This is a genomic window from Janthinobacterium aquaticum (assembly GCF_009208565.1).
Lineage (GTDB): Bacteria > Pseudomonadota > Gammaproteobacteria > Burkholderiales > Burkholderiaceae_D > Janthinobacterium.
Window position 1 is genome coordinate 472836 of sequence record NZ_WFLK01000003.1, and the last position, 17283, is coordinate 490118.

Genomic DNA, 17283 nt, shown 5'->3' on the forward strand with positions numbered 1-17283 from the left:
CTTCCCGCTTGTGCCCATCGATTGCGCCCCTGCTAAGGTTTTCTTAAGCTCCGCGTGCCCGCTCCGCATGGAACTGCAGCGTAAAGGCGTGGAAGCGGTCTTCATCAAGCGCTTCGCGCATCTGGCGCATCAGGTCCAGGTAGTAATGCAGGTTGTGGATGGTGTTGAGGCGCGCACCGAGGATTTCTTTCGAGCGGTGCAGATGGTGCAGGTAGGCGCGCGAGAAATTGCGGCAGGCGTAGCAGCTGCAGGTCTCGTCGAGCGGCGCCTGGTCTTCCTTGTACCTGGCGTTCTTGATCTTGATATCGCCAAAGCGCGTAAACAGCCAGCCGTTGCGGGCATTGCGGGTCGGCATCACGCAGTCGAACATGTCAATGCCGTTCGATACACCGGCAACCAGGTCTTCCGGCGTACCCACGCCCATCAGATAGTGCGGCTTGTTGGCCGGCAGGCGCGGGCCGACGTGGGCCAGCATGCGCATCATGTCTTCTTTCGGCTCGCCCACCGACAGCCCGCCGATGGCCAGGCCGGGGAAGTCGATCTCTTCGAGCTTGGCCAGCGACTCGTCGCGCAGCATTTCATACATGCCACCCTGCACGATGCCGAACAGCGCGTTCGGGTTTTCGCCACGGTGGAATTCATCCTTCGAGCGCTGTGCCCAGCGCAGCGACATGCGCATCGACTTGGCCGCTTCTTCGATGGTGGCCGGACGGCCGGCGATTTCATACGGCGTGCATTCGTCGAACTGCATCACGATGTCCGAATTGAGCACGCGCTGCACCTGCATCGACACTTCCGGCGACAGGAACAATTTATCGCCGTTGATCGGCGAATTGAAATGCACGCCTTCTTCCGTGATCTTGCGCATGGCGCCCAGCGAAAACACCTGGAAGCCGCCCGAGTCGGTCAGGATCGGCTTGTTCCAGCCCATGAAGCCGTGCAGGCCGCCAAACTTTTCCATCACGGTATTGCCCGGACGAAGCCACAGATGGAAGGTATTGCCCAGGATAATCTGCGCGTCGATCTCATTGAGTTCCAGCGGCGACATGGCTTTCACCGAGCCGTAAGTGCCCACTGGCATGAAGATCGGCGTCTGCACCACGCCATGGTTGAGTTTCAGGGTGCCGCGGCGCGCCTTGGTAAGACCGCTCGTATCGGTCTTGAGGAGGGTAAATTCCAGCATATCAGTCTTTCAATGGAGTCAGGTTCAACGGCGCGCGCGATTGGGTAGTCAGCAGCATTGCGTCGCCATAGCTGAAGAAACGGTAGTTCTGCGCAATCGCATGCGCATAGGCGGCACGGATCGGCGCAAAGCCGGCAAAGGCCGACACCAGCATCAGCAGCGTCGACTTGGGCAGGTGGAAGTTGGTGATCAGACGCGTGACGGTCTTGAAGGCATAGCCTGGCGTAATGAACAGGGCCGTGTCGGCACTGCCCGCTTCAAGCTGGCCGCTCTGCGACGCCGATTCCAGCGCGCGCAGGCTGGTAGTGCCGACAGCGACCACATCGCGCCCGGCTGCCTGCGCAGCGCGCACCGCGTCCACGGTTTCCTGCGGCATGGTGTACCACTCGGTATGCATCTTGTGCTCGCTCAGCACTTCCGTGCGTACCGGCTGGAACGTGCCGGCGCCCACATGCAAGGTCACATAGGCAAAGTTGACGCCCTTGGCTTTCAGCTGATCGAGCAGCGCCTGGTCGAAATGCAGACCGGCAGTCGGTGCAGCCACGGCGCCGGGCACCTTGTTGAAGACGGTCTGGTAGCGCGTTTCGTCGAACTCGTCGGCGTCATGCTCGATATACGGCGGCAGCGGCAGGCGGCCATGCGCTTCGATCAGCTCGAACACATCGGCCTCGAAGTGCAGCGTAAAGAATTCGCCGGCGCGCTCGCCGACTGTCACATCGAAGGCATCGGCCAGGCGGATGCGGCATCCCGGCGGCGGCGACTTGGAGGCGCGCACCTGGGCCAGCACCGTGCGCGGATCGAGCACGCGCTCGACCAGCGCCTCGATCTTGCCGCCACTTTCCTTGACGCCGAAGAAACGCGCTTTCAATACGCGCGTGTCATTCATCACCAGCAGGTCGCCCGGCTGCAGCAGGTTGACGATATCGGCAAAGCTGCGGTCGACGATGGTCTCGCCATCGAGGTGCAACAGGCGCGAAGCGCTGCGCTCGGCCAGGGGAGTTTGCGCAATATTTTCTTGCGGCAAATGAAAATCGAAGTCGGAAAGCGAATACATGCTTTAAATGGGTGAAATATGATTGGAAATGCGCAAATGATGCACTGACACCGCGCTGACACTATACTGTGCGCCTATACAGGTCTTGCCGACTGGCCTTACAATAATTGCTTGCATGCCGCGGCCGCACGATGCGACTGCTGCCGGTTTGGTACCGGCCAACCCTCTATTTTACGCTAGCGGCACAAAAAATTCTTATATGCCAGATTCAAAGACCACACCAAAAGCTGCAGCCAAGCCCAAAGCGGCCAAAAAAGTGGTCAGCACCGAAAGCAAGCTGGCCAGATTGGGCCTGCGCAGCGACATGGACCTGGTGCTGCACCTGCCGATGCGCTACGAAGACGAAACGCGCGTCTACACCATACGCGACGTGTGCATGCGCGGCGGCGAGTCGTGGCAGGTGGAAGGCATCGTGACCAAAAACGAGGTCACCTTCAAGCCGCGCAAGCAGTTGCTGGTCACGCTGGCCGATGAAACGGGCGAGCTGATACTGCGCTTCATGAATTTTTACGGCAGCCAGGTCAAGCAACTGGCCGAGGGCACACGCGTGCGCGCACGCGGCGAACTGAAACACGGCTTCTTTGGCGCCGAGATGGTGCATCCGACCTACAAGGTAGTCAACGAGGGCGCGCCGCTGCCCACTTCGTTGACACCCGTGTACCCTTCGGGCGAAGGCCTGTCGCAGCATGTGCTGCGGCGCGAGATTGCCGACGCCATGCGCCGCATCGACTGGACCGACACCTTGCCGGAAAGCCTGCGCCAGCAGCTGCAGCTGTCGCCGTTCCGACCCGCCGTGCACTTGCTGCACTACCCGCCGCACGATATCGATGAAAGCGCATTGACGGACCGCTCGCATCCGGCCTGGACGCGCATGAAATTCGATGAGCTGCTGGCCCAGCAGCTCTCGCTCAAGCGTGCCCAGTATGCGCGCCGCTCGAAAGGCGCCGCCGCGCTGCCGGTCACCGGTGCGCTGACGGCCGCTTTTGGCGCCGCCCTGCCCTTCAAACTGACCGGTGCCCAGGCGCGTGTGCTCGATGAAATCCGCGCCGACCTGCGCCTGCCGTATCCGATGCAGCGCCTGCTGCAGGGCGACGTCGGCAGCGGCAAGACGGTGGTGGCGGCGCTGTCGGCCACGCAGGCCATCGACAGCGGCTACCAGGCCGCGCTGATGGCACCGACCGAGATTCTGGCCGAGCAGCATTTCCGCAAGATCGCCGCCTGGATGGAGCCGCTGGGCGTCAAGGTAGCCTGGCTGACGGGCAGCCTGAAGAAAAAAGAAAAAACCGCGGCGCTGGAACTGATCGCCTCGGGCGAAGCGCAGTTGGTGATCGGCACCCACGCGCTGATCCAGGACACGGTGGAGTTTGCAAAACTGGGCCTGGTGATCGTCGACGAGCAGCATCGCTTTGGCGTCGGCCAGCGCCTGACCCTGCGCAACAAGGGCGACAGCGCGGCCGTGCCGCACCAGCTGATGATGTCGGCCACGCCGATCCCGCGCACGCTGGCCATGACCTATTACGCCGACCTGGAAGTGTCGGTGATCGACGAACTGCCGCCCGGGCGCAGCCCGATCGTCACCCGTACGGTGGATCAGAACCGGCGCGACGAAGTCATTGCGCGCGTGTATGCAGCCGCGCTTGAAGGCCGGCAGGTGTACTGGGTCTGCCCGCTGATCGAGGAATCCGAAGCGCTGCAGCTGCAAACGGCCACCGACACCTACATGATGCTGGCCGAGGCGCTGCCGGCGCTGCAGATCGGCCTGGTGCATGGCCGCCTCAAACCAGCTGAAAAACAGGAAGTGATGGATGCCTTTATCGCCGGCCAGTCGCATGTGCTGGTGGCCACCACCGTGATCGAGGTGGGCGTCGATGTACCCAATGCATCGCTGATGGTGATCGAGCACGCCGAGCGCTTCGGCCTGTCGCAGCTGCACCAGCTGCGCGGACGCGTCGGCCGCGGCACGGCTGCCAGCGTCTGCCTGCTGATGTACCAGGGCCCGCTGGGCGGCGTGGCGCGCCAGCGCCTGATGACCATGCGCGAAACCACCGACGGCTTTGAAATCGCCCGCCGCGACCTGGAAATCCGCGGCCCCGGCGAATTTCTCGGCGCCCGCCAGTCCGGCCAGGCCATGCTGCGCTTTGCCGACCTGGAAACCGACCAGTGGCTGGTCGACCAGGCCAGCGAGGTGGCGCACGAACTGCTGCAGGCTGGCACGCCGGAGAGCGCCAGCGTGGTGGAAAATCACCTGGCGCGCTGGCTGGGCGCCAAGGAAGAGTTCCTGAAGGTCTGAATCGCGTCAACTGATCACTGGCTTGATGGCACGTCCGGATTCAACTGGCGGCGTATGCGCAACGCCCGCATCCACACGACCGGACGGCCCAGCACAACCTACATGCACATCCAGAACCGGTTTGCCAGGTCCAGCATAAAGTCCGGCCGCAGGTAGGCCATGAACACCAGCGCCAGCACGGTGGCGCCCAGCGCACGCCACAGCCAGCGGCGCCCGGCGGGCGTCATGCTGCCACCGCTGCGCGCTTGACCGCCCGCTCATCGATCGGCAGGTTGATCAGCGCGGCCATCAGTCCGAGCGCGATGGTGATCAGCCAGACGGCGTTGTAGTTGCCCTGATGCTCGTACAGATAGCCGCCCAGCCAGGCACCGAGGAAGCTGCCGACCTGGTGCGAAAAGAACACCAGTCCGGCCAGCATCGACAAATGGCGCACGCCGAACACGCCGGCGATAATGCCGTTGGTCAGCGGCACGGTCGACAGCCACAGCACGCCCATGCAGGCGGCAAACAGATAGACGCTCCATGGCGACAACGGCAGCAGCAGAAACAGCGCAATGACGGCGGCGCGCGCCGTGTAAATGGCCGACAGCAGATAGCGTTTGGGGAACCGGCCGCCCAGCTTGCCCGCATAGTAGGAGCCGACGATGTTGAACAGGCCGATCATGGCCAGCGCGGTGACGGCGATATTGGGATTGATCAGGCCACGGTCTTTCAGGTAGGACGGCAGGTGCACGCCGATAAATACCAGCTGGAAGCCACACACGAAGTAACCGCACAGCAGCAGCCAGAACGAGCGGTTGCGCATCGCTTCGCCAAACGCCTCGCCCACGCTTTGTTGCGCGCCACCGGTGTGGCTGACGGCCGGTTCGCGCAGGAAAAACGCCATCGGTATCATGGCTGCCACCACCAGCGCGGCCAGCGTATAAAACGCGTTTTGCCAGCCGATGGCCGATATCAGCTGCTGCTCGATGGGCATCATCAGGAACTGGCCGAACGAGCCGGCCGCCGACGAGATGCCAAACGCCCACGAGCGCTGCTCGGGCGGTGCGCTGCGCCCGACGATACCGCTGATGGCGCCAAAGGCTGTACAGGCCAGCGCCATGCCGATAAACAATCCGGAGCCGATAATGAACAGGGTGGGATCTGTAACGCTGGCCATCCATACCAGCCCGGCCATATAGCTGAAGGCGCCAAAGATCACCACGCGCATGGTGCCGAAACGGTCGGCCGCCATGCCGGCAAACGGACCGAATACGCCCCACATCAGGTTTTGCATGGCCATCGCCAGCGAATAGGTTTCACGCGTCCAGCCATTGGCCTGCGAGATCGGCTGCATCCAGAAGCCCAGACCGTGGCGCACGCCCATGGCCAGCGTCAGCACCACGCCGCTGGCAATCAGAACGGTTTTCAGGCTGGGGCGGGTCGAGACAGTGTTCATGGCGACTCCCGCCTCAAATGCGGTCGGCAGGATAGGCCAGGCCGATCTGCGCGCGCATTGCGTCCAGCTGCGCCATCAATGCCACCGTCTCGGCATGCGGCATGATGTCGGACTCGGTCAGGCCGAAGCGGATGCAGCGCATCGCTTCGATCGCCTCGTGCGTGTATCCGTTGCCCAGATACGGCGTATCGATGCGGCGCGCCGGGCCGTCCATTGGTTCGACCAGCAGATGATCGGCCTTGTAAAAGCGTGCTGGCAAGCGGATGCGGCCCAGGCTGCCCGAGATCACCATTTCGGTCGGTGTCAGCGCGCACAGGCTGCCGGCGCACGATGAGGTGGTGCCGTTGGCATGGCGCAGCACAAACGCTACCTGCTCGTCGACGCCGGTGGCGCCGATATTGGCCAGCGCCTGCGTAGCGGCTACCGGGCCGAGGAAAAACGCCGCCATCGACAGCGGGTAGATGCCCACATCGAGCAGTGCACCGCCGCCCAGCGCCGGATTGAGCAGGCGGTGCTCGGGCGCCACGTTGGCCACAAAGCCGATATCGGCCGAGATCTGCTGCAATGTGCCGATCTCGCCACTGGCGATAATCCGTTTGGCCTCCTGCGCCATCGGCAGGAAGCGGCTCCACATCGCCTCCATCAGGAACAGCTGCTTCTCGCGCGCCAGGCCAACCACCGCCTGCGCTTCGCGCGCGTTCATGGTAAATGGCTTTTCGCACACCACATGCTTGCCGGCGGCCAGACACATCAGTGCGTTGTCGGCATGCAGGGTATGCGGCGTGGCGATATAGACGATATCGACTTCAGGATCGTCGGCCAGCGCCTGGTAGCTGCCGTGATGGCGTGCCACGTCAAACCGCGCGCCAAACTGCTGCGCGATGTCGATGCTGCGCGAGGCCACTGCCGCCAGTTGCGCACCGGGTGCATCGCGCAGGCCGGTGGCCATGGCGCTGGCGATTTTTCCGGTGCCGAGTATGCCCCAGCGTAGTGTTTTTTCCATGGTTTTGTCTCCTGTTCGCTGTGTTCCAGCGGTTTTTATTTTTCGCGCTTCGGTCTGAATACCGCCGCGTCGTTATAGAAATCATCGTCCTGGCCCTCGCACCAGCCGGGCAGCCCCAGCACCGGCAGCGGCGTAAAATCCGCTGTGGTCAGGCCCTGCTGCGCCAGGTCGTGCGCCACGCGCCGATCCAGCCAGGCGCGCCGTCCGGCTGCGTCGAGAACAAAGTAATCGTCGCCGGCAAATACCACGCGTGTGTGAGCGGTAATGGCCTTGTAGGGTGCCACCAGTTTTTCCATCAGTGCATGGCCGAACAGCCATACTTCGGCGTCGCCACCCTCGCCGAACTTGGCGCGCTGGTCGACAAACACGCTGCGCCAGTCATGGCCGCGCAGCGCCGCTTCCAGTGCGCGACCGCTGTCACCCTCGCGCAGCACCAGCAGCGCCGAGTTTTCGTCAAAAATGGTGGCGCCATCGCGCGCCGGTCCGCGCGACTTGCCCACGCCCGACAGCGCGATCTGCGCCGCCTGCAGCGCGTTCAGCTGGCGCTTGATCAGCGGGAAGGTCAGCCACACCAGCGCATTGAAAAAGTCGTGCAGATTATCGCGCGTGGGCACGCCGCCGGTGGCGCCGATGAATTCTTCATAGGCCACGCCGTCGGGCAGATCGGCTTGCGGTACAAAGCCCAGCGGCAGGCCGGACGGATTGCGCAGGTCCAGTGCGCGCGCCTGCGCGTTCAGCGCGACGATCACGCTGTCGCGAGCCAGGTCCAGCCGACGCCGCGCCGGCAGCACGGTGGCATACCAGGGGCGGCTCCAGTCTATCGATGGCAGCATTGCCGCTTACGCCATCTTCCAGTTGATCTGCTCGCCGGCGTTGAGCGGAATGACTTCACCGTCGCCCATCGGCAGCGAGGCCGGCAGGGTCCAGCTTTCACGGCGCAGGGTGATGGTGTCGGTATTGCGCGGCAGGCCATAGAAAGCCGGGCCGTTAAAGCTGGCAAACGCTTCGAGCTTGTCGAGCGCACCGGCGCGCTCGAACGCTTCAGCGTACAGTTCCATCGCATGCAGCGCGGTATAGCAGCCGGCGCAGCCGCAGGCCGCTTCCTTGGCGCCCTGCATGTGCGGCGCCGAATCGGTGCCGAGGAAGAAGCGCTCGTCGCCGCTGGCCGCTGCCGTCATCAGCGCCAGACGGTGCTCTTCGCGTTTCAGGATCGGCAGGCAGTAGTAGTGCGGACGGATGCCGCCCTTGAAAATCTCGTTGCGGTTATACAGCAGGTGGTGGGCGGTAATGGTGGCGGCAATCGGGCCTTCCGCTTCGGCCACGTACTGCGCCGCATCCTTGGTGGTGATGTGCTCGAACACCACCGACAGGGCCGGGAAGGCGCTGCGCAGCGGACGCATCACGCGTTCGATAAAGACCGCTTCGCGGTCGAAAATATCGATTTCCGGATCGGTTACTTCGCCATGCACGAGGAACGGCATGCCCACTTCCTGCATTACTTCGAGCACCTTGTAGCAGTTTTTCAGGTCGGTCACACCCAGGTCGGAATTGGTGGTGGCGCCAGCCGGATACAGCTTGACGGCCTGCACCACGCCGCTGTCCTGCGCGCGGCGAATCTCGTCGGGCGAGGTGTTATTGGTCAGGTACAGCACCATCAGCGGATCGAACGTCATGCCCTGCGGCAGGGCCGCCAGGATGCGCTCGCGGTAGGCAACGGCATCGGCGGTGGTGGTCACGGGCGGCTTGAGGTTCGGCATCACGATGGCGCGGCCGAACTGGCGCGCGCTGTGCGGCAGCACACTGGCCATGGTGGCGCCGTCGCGCAAGTGCAGATGCCAGTCGTCCGGGCGGGTGATGGTCAGGCTGGAAGGGATGTGTTCGAGTGTGGACATGGCGGCAGCTTTCAGGCGGTCATTACGAATACCGCCATTTTACCAGCCACACGATGGCAGGACAGGCCGGTGCGCCGCAAAAAAAGGCCGCCAACCCTTGCGGGTTGCGGCCGTCGAGGCGAAACCCGGCGCGGCAGGCTAGTGGATGATCTTCGCCAAAAAGTCGCGCGCGCGCTCAGAACGGGCACCGTTGAAGAATTCGTCCTTGCTGCAGTCTTCGATGATCTTGCCCTGGTCCATGAAGACGATGCGGTTGGCCACGCGGCGGGCAAAACCCATCTCGTGGGTCACCACCATCATGGTCATGCCCTCCTGCGCCAGGCCGACCATCACGTCGAGCACCTCGTTGATCATTTCCGGGTCGAGCGCCGACGTCGGCTCATCGAACAGCATGGCGACCGGGTCCATCGACAGCGCGCGCGCAATCGCCACGCGCTGCTGCTGGCCGCCCGACAGCTGGCCGGGGAACTTGTCCTGCTGCGACAGCAGGCCGACGCGGTCGAGGTATTTCAGGCCCTTGGCATTGGCCTCATCGGCGCTGCGTTTCAACACCTTGATCTGGCCGATGGTCAGGTTTTCGCGGATCGACAGGTGCGGGAACAACTCGAAGTTCTGGAACACCATGCCGATGCGCGCGCGCAGTGCCGACAGATTGGTTTTCGGCGCGTTGACGGCCACGCCGTCGACGATGATGCTGCCCTGTTGTATCGGTTCAAGCCCGTTGACGGTCTTGATCAGGGTCGACTTGCCGGAGCCGGACGGGCCGCAAATGACCATCACATCGCCCTTGGCCACCTGCGTGCTGCAATCGGTCAGCACCTGGAACTGGCCATACCATTTGCTCACTTGTTTGAGTTCGATCATCTTGCTTCTTTCTACTTTGCGGTTAGCGAATGATGGCAACGCGTTTTTGCAGGCGCTTGACCAGGAACGACAGGGCATAGCACAGCACGAAATACACCACCGCCACGAACACATACATTTCCACCAGGCGCCCGTCGCGCTGGGCGATCTTCGAGGCGGCGCCAACAAAGTCGGGAATCGACAGCACATACACCAGCGAGACGTCCTGGAACAACACGATGGTCTGCGTCAGCAGCACCGGGATCATGTTGCGAAACGCCTGCGGCAGCACGATCTGCGACATGGTCTGCGCATAGTTCATGCCCAGCGCCTGGCCGGCCCACACCTGGCCGCGCGGAATCGACTGTATGCCGCTGCGCATGATCTCGCAGTAGTACGCCGCTTCGAACATGATAAAGGTAATCAGCGCCGAGGAAAACGCGCCGACCTTGACCGGCTCGTCCGCACCGATAATCCAGGCGGCGATATACGGCACCAGGAAATAAAACCAGAAGATCACCAGCACCAGCGGAATCGAGCGGATCAGGTTGACGTAGGCCGACGCCACGCCCGAGACGATGCGGTTGCCAGAGAGACGCATCAGCGCCAGCACGGTGCCCAGCACGATGCCGCCCACCATCGCCAGCGCCGTCAGTTTCAGCGTAAACACCATGCCGACCTGGAACAGGTAGACCCAGGAGCGCGAGATCACATCGAAGTCGAAATTGCCCAGCATCTCAGTGTCCTCCCGACTTGCTGCCGGCCACGATAAAGCCGGGGATCGTGATTTTTTTCTCGATCAGGTGCGCCAGCAGCACCACGCACAGATTGACCACGATATAGATGATGGTGGCCGCTGAAAACGCCTCGAACACCTGGAACGAGAACTCCTGGATGGCGCGCGCGCTGGCCGTCAGTTCGACCAGACCGATGGTCAGCGCCACCGAGCTGTTCTTGATGATGTTCAGGCATTCGCTGGTCAGCGGCGGCATGATCACGCGTGCGGCCATCGGCAGCAGAATGTAGCGGTAGGTTTGCGGCAGCGTCAGTCCCAGCGCGGTGCCGGCCAGCTTCTGGCCGCGCGGCAGCGCCTCGATGCCGGTGGTGACCTGCACCGCCACGCGCGATGAAGTGAAAAAACCCAGGCATAGTACGGCGGTCACGAACGGCGCATTGGGCAGCGCCTTGACCCAGTTGCCCAGGTCGGTCGGCAGCAGTTCGGGCATCACGAAATACCACAAAAACATCTGCACCAGCAGCGGCACATTGCGAAACAGTTCCACATAGGCGTTGGCCACGCCGACAATCCACTTGTTGGGCAAGGTGCGCAAGGTGCCAATCACCAGGCCCAGTATCAGCGCCATGATCCAGGCCGTGCCAGCCGTCGCCAGGGTCCAGGTCAGGCCCGACCACAACGTATCCATATAGGTGCCGACGCCATCCGGGGATGTTTCCCAGAAGATGCGCCAGTTCCAGTTGTAATTCATGTTGCTCCTTCGCCAGCCGGTCACGTAAAAAAAGCGGAAGGCTTGCACCCTCCGCTTCTTGCTTGCTCGTGCTTATTTTTTCTTTTTATCCGAGGTTTTTTGCGCTTCCGGCACGGCCGCATACGCTGCCGGATCGCCCGAATCGGTCGGGTTCATGAACACCGCCTTCAGCTGCGGCGGCATCGGGAAGTTCAGGTTGATGTTCTTGGGCGGAATCGGCGAAGTAAACCACTTGGCGTAGATGCGGTTGATGTCTTCGCTCTTGTACAGGCGCGTCAAGGCGTCGTCCACCACCTTCTTGAAGGCTGGATCGCCCTTGCGCAGCATGATGCCGTAGGGCTCGACCGACAGCGCTTCCTTGGTGATTTCATAGTCGTTCGGGTTCTTGGAATTGGCCACCTGCGAAGCGAGCAAAATATCATCGTTCGCTTCGGCCACGGCGCGCCCGGTTTCCAGCATCAGGAACGACTCGGGATGGTCCTTGGCAATGGCGATATTCATGCCCAGGTTTTTTTCCTTGTTCAGGATGGTCATCTGCTTGACGGTCGAGGTGCCGGCAGTGGCCACCAGCGTCTTGCCGCGCAGGTCTTCCAGCGACTTGATGTTCGACGATTTTTTTGCCAGTACGCGGTTGGCAATCACGAACATGGTCGGTGCAAAGGCCACCTGCTGCTGGCGTTCGAGGTTGTTGGTGGTCGAGCCGCATTCGAGGTCGATGGTGCCGTTGGCCATCAGCGGGATGCGGTTGGCCGAAGTAACCGGACTCATCACCACTTTCAGTTCAGCCAGGCCCAGGTGCTTTTGCAGCGCGGTGACGGCCTTCATGCACAGGTCGATCGAATAGCCCTGGTACTGCTGCTTATCGTCGAGATAGGAAAACGGCACCGAGCCGTCGCGCACGCCCAGCGTGATCGAGCCGGCCTTCTTGATCTTGGCCAGGGTGCCAGTCAACTCCTGCGCGTGGACGGGGGACATGCTGCCGATAACACCAACGCTGAGCAGCGTGGCGATCATGTTGGTCAATTTCATAAATTCTCCTGAGCAGACAAACCAGGCCTAGCCTGTACGAAACAACTGTGGTGCAGACGCCACCAATGCAGTTGATTCTATGTCATTTTGCACGCCAGCCCAGCCGTTTTCTTTATTTGCCCCCCAGTTTCCCCGCAATGGGGACCGCGCGCACCAGCCCGGTGCCGCAGCTGTGGCATTTTCCCGACTGCCGCCCCTATTTGGCCAGCGCCAGCTGGGCCGGTTCGCCGTCCTCGCTTTCATCCTGGACGCCGGCCTGCTGGCGTTGCCACATCTGCGCATACAGGCCATCGGCCGCCAGCAGTTGCGGATGGGTACCGCGCTCGACGATGCGGCCATGGTCGAGTACCAGTATCTGCTGCGCGTCGGCCACCGTCGACAGGCGGTGCGCAATGACCAGCGTAGTGCGGCTTTTGGCGATCTCTTTCAATTGCGACTGGATCGCCTGTTCGGCCTTGGAATCGAGCGCCGAGGTGGCTTCGTCAAAGATCAGGATGGCCGGGTCTTTGAGCAGCGTGCGGGCAATGGCCACGCGCTGCTTCTCGCCGCCCGACAGTTTCAGGCCGCGCTCGCCCACCATCGAAGCATAGCCATCGGGCAGGCTTTCGATAAAGTCGTGGATCGAGGCCGCCCTGGCTGCTGCCACGATGGCCTCACGGCTGGCGCCCGGCTTGCCGTAGGCGATGTTGTATTCGATAGTGTCGTTGAACAGCACGGTATCTTGCGGCACGATGCCGATCGCCGCGCGCAGAGAATCCTGGGTAATCGCGCGCAAGTCCTGGCCGTCAATGACAATGCTGCCCTGGCCGACCTCATAAAAACGGAACAGCAGGCGCGACAGCGTGGACTTGCCCGAGCCGCTATGGCCGACCACGGCAGTGGTGGTGCCGGCGGCAATCTCGAAGTCCACGTCGAACAGGATCTGGCGCTTGGCTTCGTAGCTGAAATCGACATGATTGAAACGCACGGTGGCGCCGTGGGTGGCCAAGGGCCTGGCGTCCGGCGCATCGGCAATTTCACGGTTTTCTTCCAGCAGCGCAAACAGGCGCTCCATATCAGCCAGGCTCTGCTTGATCTCGCGGTAGATCACGCCCAGGAAATTGAGCGGAATATACAGCTGGATCATAAAGGCGTTCACCAGCACCAGGTCGCCCAGCGTCATGGTGCCGGCAATTACGCCCACCGTGGCGCGCCAGAGGATCAGCGTCACAGCCGTGGCGATAATCAGTGACTGGCCGGTATTGAGCAGGGACAGCGAGGTTTGCGACCTGACGGCGGCCGATTCATAGCGCTGCAGGCCTTCGTCATAGCGGCGCGCCTCGTAGTCTTCGTTGCCGAAGTATTTGACGGTCTCGTAGTTGATCAGCGAATCGATGGCTTTGGTATTGGCCTTCGAGTCGAGATCGTTCATGGTGCGGCGAAAATGCGTGCGCCAGTTGGTCACCAGCACCGTAAAGGTGATATATGACACCAGCGCCACCAGGGTAATAATGCTGAACCAGATATCGTAGTGCAGCACCAGGTAGCCCAGCACCAGCGTGATTTCCACCAGCGTGGGCAGGATATTGAAGAGGGTATAGGAAATAAGCGAGCCGACGCTGCGCGTGCCGCGCTCGATATCGCGCGTCATGCCGCCGGTCTGGCGGTTCAGGTGAAAGCGCAGCGACAGCGCATGCAGGTGGCGAAAGACTTTGAGCGCAATGGTGCGCACGGCGCGCTGGGTGACGCGCGCAAACAGGAATTCGCGCAGCTCGGTAAACAAGGTAGTCGACAGGCGCAGCAGGCCGTAGGCCACCAGCAGCGCCACCGGCAGCACCAGCAGGGCCTGCGGATGGCTGGCGGTGACCGTCATGGCGTCGACCAGCTTTTTCAGTATCAAAGGCACGCCGACATTGGCCAGCTTGGCGCCAACCAGGCACAGCAGCGCTACCAGCACGCGCCATTTGTAGACCCATAAATAGGGCAGCAGGGTCTTGATGGTGGAAAAATCGCTGTGACCGGAAGTTCTGGCGGTGGGTGGCGGTGGGGAAGTCTGGGAGCGGCGCATGGCAAATATCGGCTATTTATGGTTCAATCGGTCAATTGTAGCCTTTCATGAGAATCAACGATGAGCACCTCCCCCGCCCGCACCGACAACTGCCTCGCCTCCGGCCTGCCTGCCGGCAAAATGCCCGAACTGCGCATGATGCCCGCCCCATCGGACGCGAACGTGTATGGTGATGTGTTTGGCGGCTGGATCATGGCGCAAGTCGATATCGCCGGCTCGCTGCCGGCCACGCGGCGCGCCAACGGCCGTGTCGCCACCATCGCCGTCAACTCGTTTGTCTTTAAAAATCCCGTGTTTGTCGGCGATCTGCTGTCGTTCTACGCCGATATCGTCAAGGTCGGCAATACCTCGATTACCGTCAACGTGGAAGTGTATGCCGAGCGCAACCGCCTGCAAGCCTGCATCGTCAAGGTCACCGAAGCCACGCTGGTGTATGTGGCTACCGATGCCGACCGCAAGCCGCGCAAGGTGCCGCCGATTGAAACGCTGCTGACGCCCTGACTGTGCATGGATAGCGCGCGCCGCATCTTCCTGCTCAGTGCGGCGCGCATCGGCGCCCTGGCTGGCGCCGCTACCGCCCTGTCCGGTTCCACTGCTGCTGCCGGCGTCAATGCCGGCGGCTATCCGTTTGCGCTGGGCGTGGCCTCCGGCTCGCCCCTGCCTGACGCGGTGGTGCTATGGACGCGCGTCAGTTACGATCCCTTGCAGGCCGCCGCCACGCCAGCCATCGCGCTGGCAGTGCGCTGGGAAGTGGCCAGCGACGAAGCGTTCCGCCATATCGTGGCCAGGGGCCAGGCCACCGCCACGCCCGAACTGGCCCATAGCGTGCACGTGGATGTGGGCGGCCTGTCGCCCGGACGCTGGTACTGGTACCGCTTTATGCTGGGCGACGCCGTCAGCCCCGTTGGCCGCACCCGCACCGCGCCAGAGCCCACCAGCATGCCCGCCATGCTCAAGCTGGCGGTGGCCTCGTGCCAGCACTGGGAGTTCGGCAGCTATGCGGCGCACCGGCATATTGCTGCGGCGGCGCCCGACCTGGTGGCGTTCCTGGGCGACTATATCTACGAATGGGGCGCTTATCACCTTGAGCACCCGCAGCGCGCCATCCGGCGTGACGAAAGCTTCACCCTGGCGCAATACCGCGCGCGCTATGCGCAGTACAAGAGCGACAAAGATCTGCAGGGCGCGCATCTGGTCGCACCGTGGATCGTCACTTGGGACGACCATGAAGTGGCCAACGACTACGGCAACGAGCGCGACGAGTTGCTGACCACCACCTTTTTGCAGCGACGCGCAGCCGCCTACCAGGCGTTTTACGAACATATGCCGCTGCGCCTGCTGCCGCTGGGCCGGCGCGGCTTTGTCGACATGCGCATCTAACAGCGTTATGACTGGGGCCGCCTGGCACGTTTCCATGTGCTCGATGACCGCCAGTACCGCGCCCAACATGCGTGTTCCAAACCGAACCGTGGCGGCTCGAACTCGGTCACCACGCGTGCCTGCCCCGAGCTGATGCAGCCTGGTCGCAGCATGCTGGGCAGCGAACAGGAGCGCTGGCTGCAGGCGGGACTGGCGCAATCGCCGGCGCGCTGGAATATCCTGGCGCAGCAGACGCTGATGGCGCAGTCGAGCCAGGTGCCAGTGCTGCGTCCGGGCGATGAGCGGGTCTGGACCGATGGCTGGGACGGCTATCCGATGGCGCGCCAACAGCTGCTCGATACCCTGCAGGCAAGCCGCGCGCGCAATCCGCTGGTGCTGTCGGGCGACGTGCACACGTTTTACGCAACCGAACTGAGCCGCAACGCCATGCGCGCGGCCAGTCGCAGCAATCCGGTGCTGGCGACCGAGTTCTGCGGCACATCCGTCACGTCAAGCTCGCGTCCGCAAGCGCGCACGGCCGAATACGTGGCCATGAATCCGCATATCAAATACGGCCGCAGCGACAAGCGCGGCTATATGCTGCTGGCCATTACGCCAGAAAAAACCACGGTGCTGTTCCAGGGCCTGGACAATGTGCGCGACAGCGCCTCGAACGTGGCCACGCTGGCCAGCTTTACCGTACGCGACGGCAAGGCTGGCCTGCAGCAGGGCTGATCACATTGCCGATACTTTCTTGAGCGCGTCGCGATAACGGCGGCTGACCGGCACTTCACTACCGGTCGACAAGCTGGCGCGCGCGTCGCCCGAATCAAGCGGCACGATGCTTTGCACAAACGCCAGGTTGACGATATAGCTGCGATGGACGCGCACGAAACAGGCCGGATCGAGCCGGCGCTCGATGGCCGCCATGGTCGAGCGCAGCGGATAGTCGTGGCCGCGCACATGCAAATTGACATAATTGCCCCAGGCCTGCAGCCATTCGATGTCTGCGGCCGGCAGCAGAAAATCCTTGCCCAGCTTGCGCACCAGAAAGCGCTCGGGCTGCTCGACCGGTTCCACCGCCGGGCCTTCATCCGGTTCTGCCAGTAAAGTTGCCTCGCCCTGCCAGCGCATCAGCAGCAAACGATAGAAACCGACCACCAGCAACACCATAAAGTAAGCACGTACATCCTTGACATATTCATACGGCAATTCATGCCACCAGTTGCCGAAATCATAGCTGCTGCCCTGGCTCCAGTACGCCAGCTTGCGCAGGGCCACCATCGCAGCCACATGCACCAGGCTGTATGCAACCGACACGGCCAGGTGAAAGCGCAGGTTCTGGCGCTGGAACACCAGCTGCAGGGGCCGCATCTGACCGGCCAGCACCACCGCCGGTACCAGCGCCAGCAGCACAAGATTGCTGCTCCACTCCCATACGGCCACTTGCCACCAGGGCGTAGACAGTCCGGCCCGTCGCAGGTCAAGCAAGACCAGCCAGCTGTTGACGCTAGCCTGCAGCAAATACAGCGCGATCCAGAATCCGGGTTCGGCCACGCGGCGCCAGAGTTGATAACGTTGCAACAGATCGGTGGAAGATACGCGCATGGGCTCAGCCGTTTGATAAGTGGCACGATTGTACGGCCCCGAACTGGTCC

The 17283-nt window shown here is 62.4% G+C and carries 15 protein-coding genes and 1 pseudogene; 3 read left to right on the forward strand and 13 right to left on the reverse strand.

The features are described from left to right. Nucleotides 1-43: 43 nt before the first annotated feature. Nucleotides 44-1183, reverse strand: coding sequence for a tRNA guanosine(34) transglycosylase Tgt (tgt, locus tag GCM43_RS07650; protein WP_152242910.1), 1140 nt, complete (start codon nucleotides 1181-1183; stop codon nucleotides 44-46). Between the two features lies 1 nt (nucleotide 1184). Then, on the reverse strand, nucleotides 1185-2237 hold the full coding sequence (gene queA / locus GCM43_RS07655; protein WP_152242911.1) for a tRNA preQ1(34) S-adenosylmethionine ribosyltransferase-isomerase QueA: 1053 nt from the start codon (nucleotides 2235-2237) through the stop codon (nucleotides 1185-1187). 199 nt (nucleotides 2238-2436) lie between these two features. Here queA and recG point away from each other — a divergent pair, with 199 nt between their 5' ends. Beyond that, the gene (gene recG / locus GCM43_RS07660; RefSeq protein WP_152242912.1) at nucleotides 2437-4527 is read left to right on the forward strand and encodes an ATP-dependent DNA helicase RecG; all 2091 of its coding nucleotides are present in this window, start codon (nucleotides 2437-2439) and stop codon (nucleotides 4525-4527) included. Nucleotides 4528-4625: 98 nt separating this feature from the next. On the opposite strand, the gene GCM43_RS26370 is transcribed toward recG, so the two are convergent. The 10 genes from GCM43_RS26370 to GCM43_RS07705 form a co-directional block, all read right to left on the reverse strand. Beyond that, entirely contained in the window at nucleotides 4626-4754 is a 129-nt protein-coding gene (locus tag GCM43_RS26370; protein WP_264372639.1) for a hypothetical protein, read from the reverse strand. Continuing rightward, entirely contained in the window at nucleotides 4751-5965 is a 1215-nt protein-coding gene (locus GCM43_RS07665; protein ID WP_152242913.1) for an MFS transporter, read from the reverse strand. The genes GCM43_RS26370 and GCM43_RS07665 overlap by 4 nt, the downstream gene beginning before the upstream one ends. A 13-nt stretch (nucleotides 5966-5978) precedes the next feature. Further along, entirely contained in the window at nucleotides 5979-6968 is a 990-nt protein-coding gene (locus tag GCM43_RS07670; RefSeq protein WP_152242914.1) for a Gfo/Idh/MocA family protein, read from the reverse strand. A 35-nt stretch (nucleotides 6969-7003) separates the two neighbouring features. Continuing rightward, nucleotides 7004-7801 (reverse strand): DUF3025 domain-containing protein, encoded by a 798-nt coding sequence (locus GCM43_RS07675; protein ID WP_152242915.1) that lies wholly within the window; start codon nucleotides 7799-7801, stop codon nucleotides 7004-7006. Between the two features lie 6 nt (nucleotides 7802-7807). Beyond that, nucleotides 7808-8860 carry a dihydroorotase gene (pyrC, locus tag GCM43_RS07680; RefSeq protein WP_152242916.1) on the reverse strand — a complete coding sequence of 351 codons (1053 nt, stop codon included), beginning with the start codon at nucleotides 8858-8860 and terminating at the stop codon, nucleotides 7808-7810. Nucleotides 8861-8998: 138 nt separating this feature from the next. Then, the gene (locus GCM43_RS07685; protein ID WP_152242917.1) at nucleotides 8999-9724 is read right to left on the reverse strand and encodes an amino acid ABC transporter ATP-binding protein; all 726 of its coding nucleotides are present in this window, start codon (nucleotides 9722-9724) and stop codon (nucleotides 8999-9001) included. Nucleotides 9725-9746: 22 nt separating this feature from the next. Further along, nucleotides 9747-10439 carry an amino acid ABC transporter permease gene (locus GCM43_RS07690; RefSeq protein WP_152242918.1) on the reverse strand — a complete coding sequence of 231 codons (693 nt, stop codon included), beginning with the start codon at nucleotides 10437-10439 and terminating at the stop codon, nucleotides 9747-9749. A gap of 1 nt (nucleotide 10440) precedes the next feature. Further along, nucleotides 10441-11190, reverse strand: coding sequence for an amino acid ABC transporter permease (locus tag GCM43_RS07695; RefSeq protein WP_152242919.1), 750 nt, complete (start codon nucleotides 11188-11190; stop codon nucleotides 10441-10443). Nucleotides 11191-11262: 72 nt separating this feature from the next. Next, a complete protein-coding gene (locus tag GCM43_RS07700) occupies nucleotides 11263-12219 on the reverse strand; it encodes an amino acid ABC transporter substrate-binding protein (RefSeq protein WP_152242920.1) in 957 nt (318 codons plus the stop codon). A 196-nt stretch (nucleotides 12220-12415) separates the two neighbouring features. After that, a complete protein-coding gene (locus tag GCM43_RS07705) occupies nucleotides 12416-14266 on the reverse strand; it encodes an ABCB family ABC transporter ATP-binding protein/permease (RefSeq protein ID WP_152242921.1) in 1851 nt (616 codons plus the stop codon). Between the two features lie 60 nt (nucleotides 14267-14326). On the opposite strand from GCM43_RS07705, the gene GCM43_RS07710 reads away from it, so the two are divergent. Together GCM43_RS07710 and GCM43_RS07715 are read left to right on the forward strand one after the other, a co-directional pair. Then, nucleotides 14327-14767, forward strand: coding sequence for an acyl-CoA thioesterase (locus GCM43_RS07710; protein WP_152242922.1), 441 nt, complete (start codon nucleotides 14327-14329; stop codon nucleotides 14765-14767). A gap of 6 nt (nucleotides 14768-14773) precedes the next feature. After that, nucleotides 14774-16360 (forward strand): annotated as a pseudogene (locus GCM43_RS07715) (alkaline phosphatase D family protein). Here GCM43_RS07715 and GCM43_RS07720 read toward each other — a convergent pair. Continuing rightward, nucleotides 16361-17233, reverse strand: a complete 873-nt coding sequence (locus GCM43_RS07720) for a LytTR family DNA-binding domain-containing protein (RefSeq protein ID WP_152242923.1) — start codon at nucleotides 17231-17233, stop codon at nucleotides 16361-16363. It lies immediately after the preceding pseudogene. Between the last annotated feature and the right edge of the window lie 50 nt (nucleotides 17234-17283).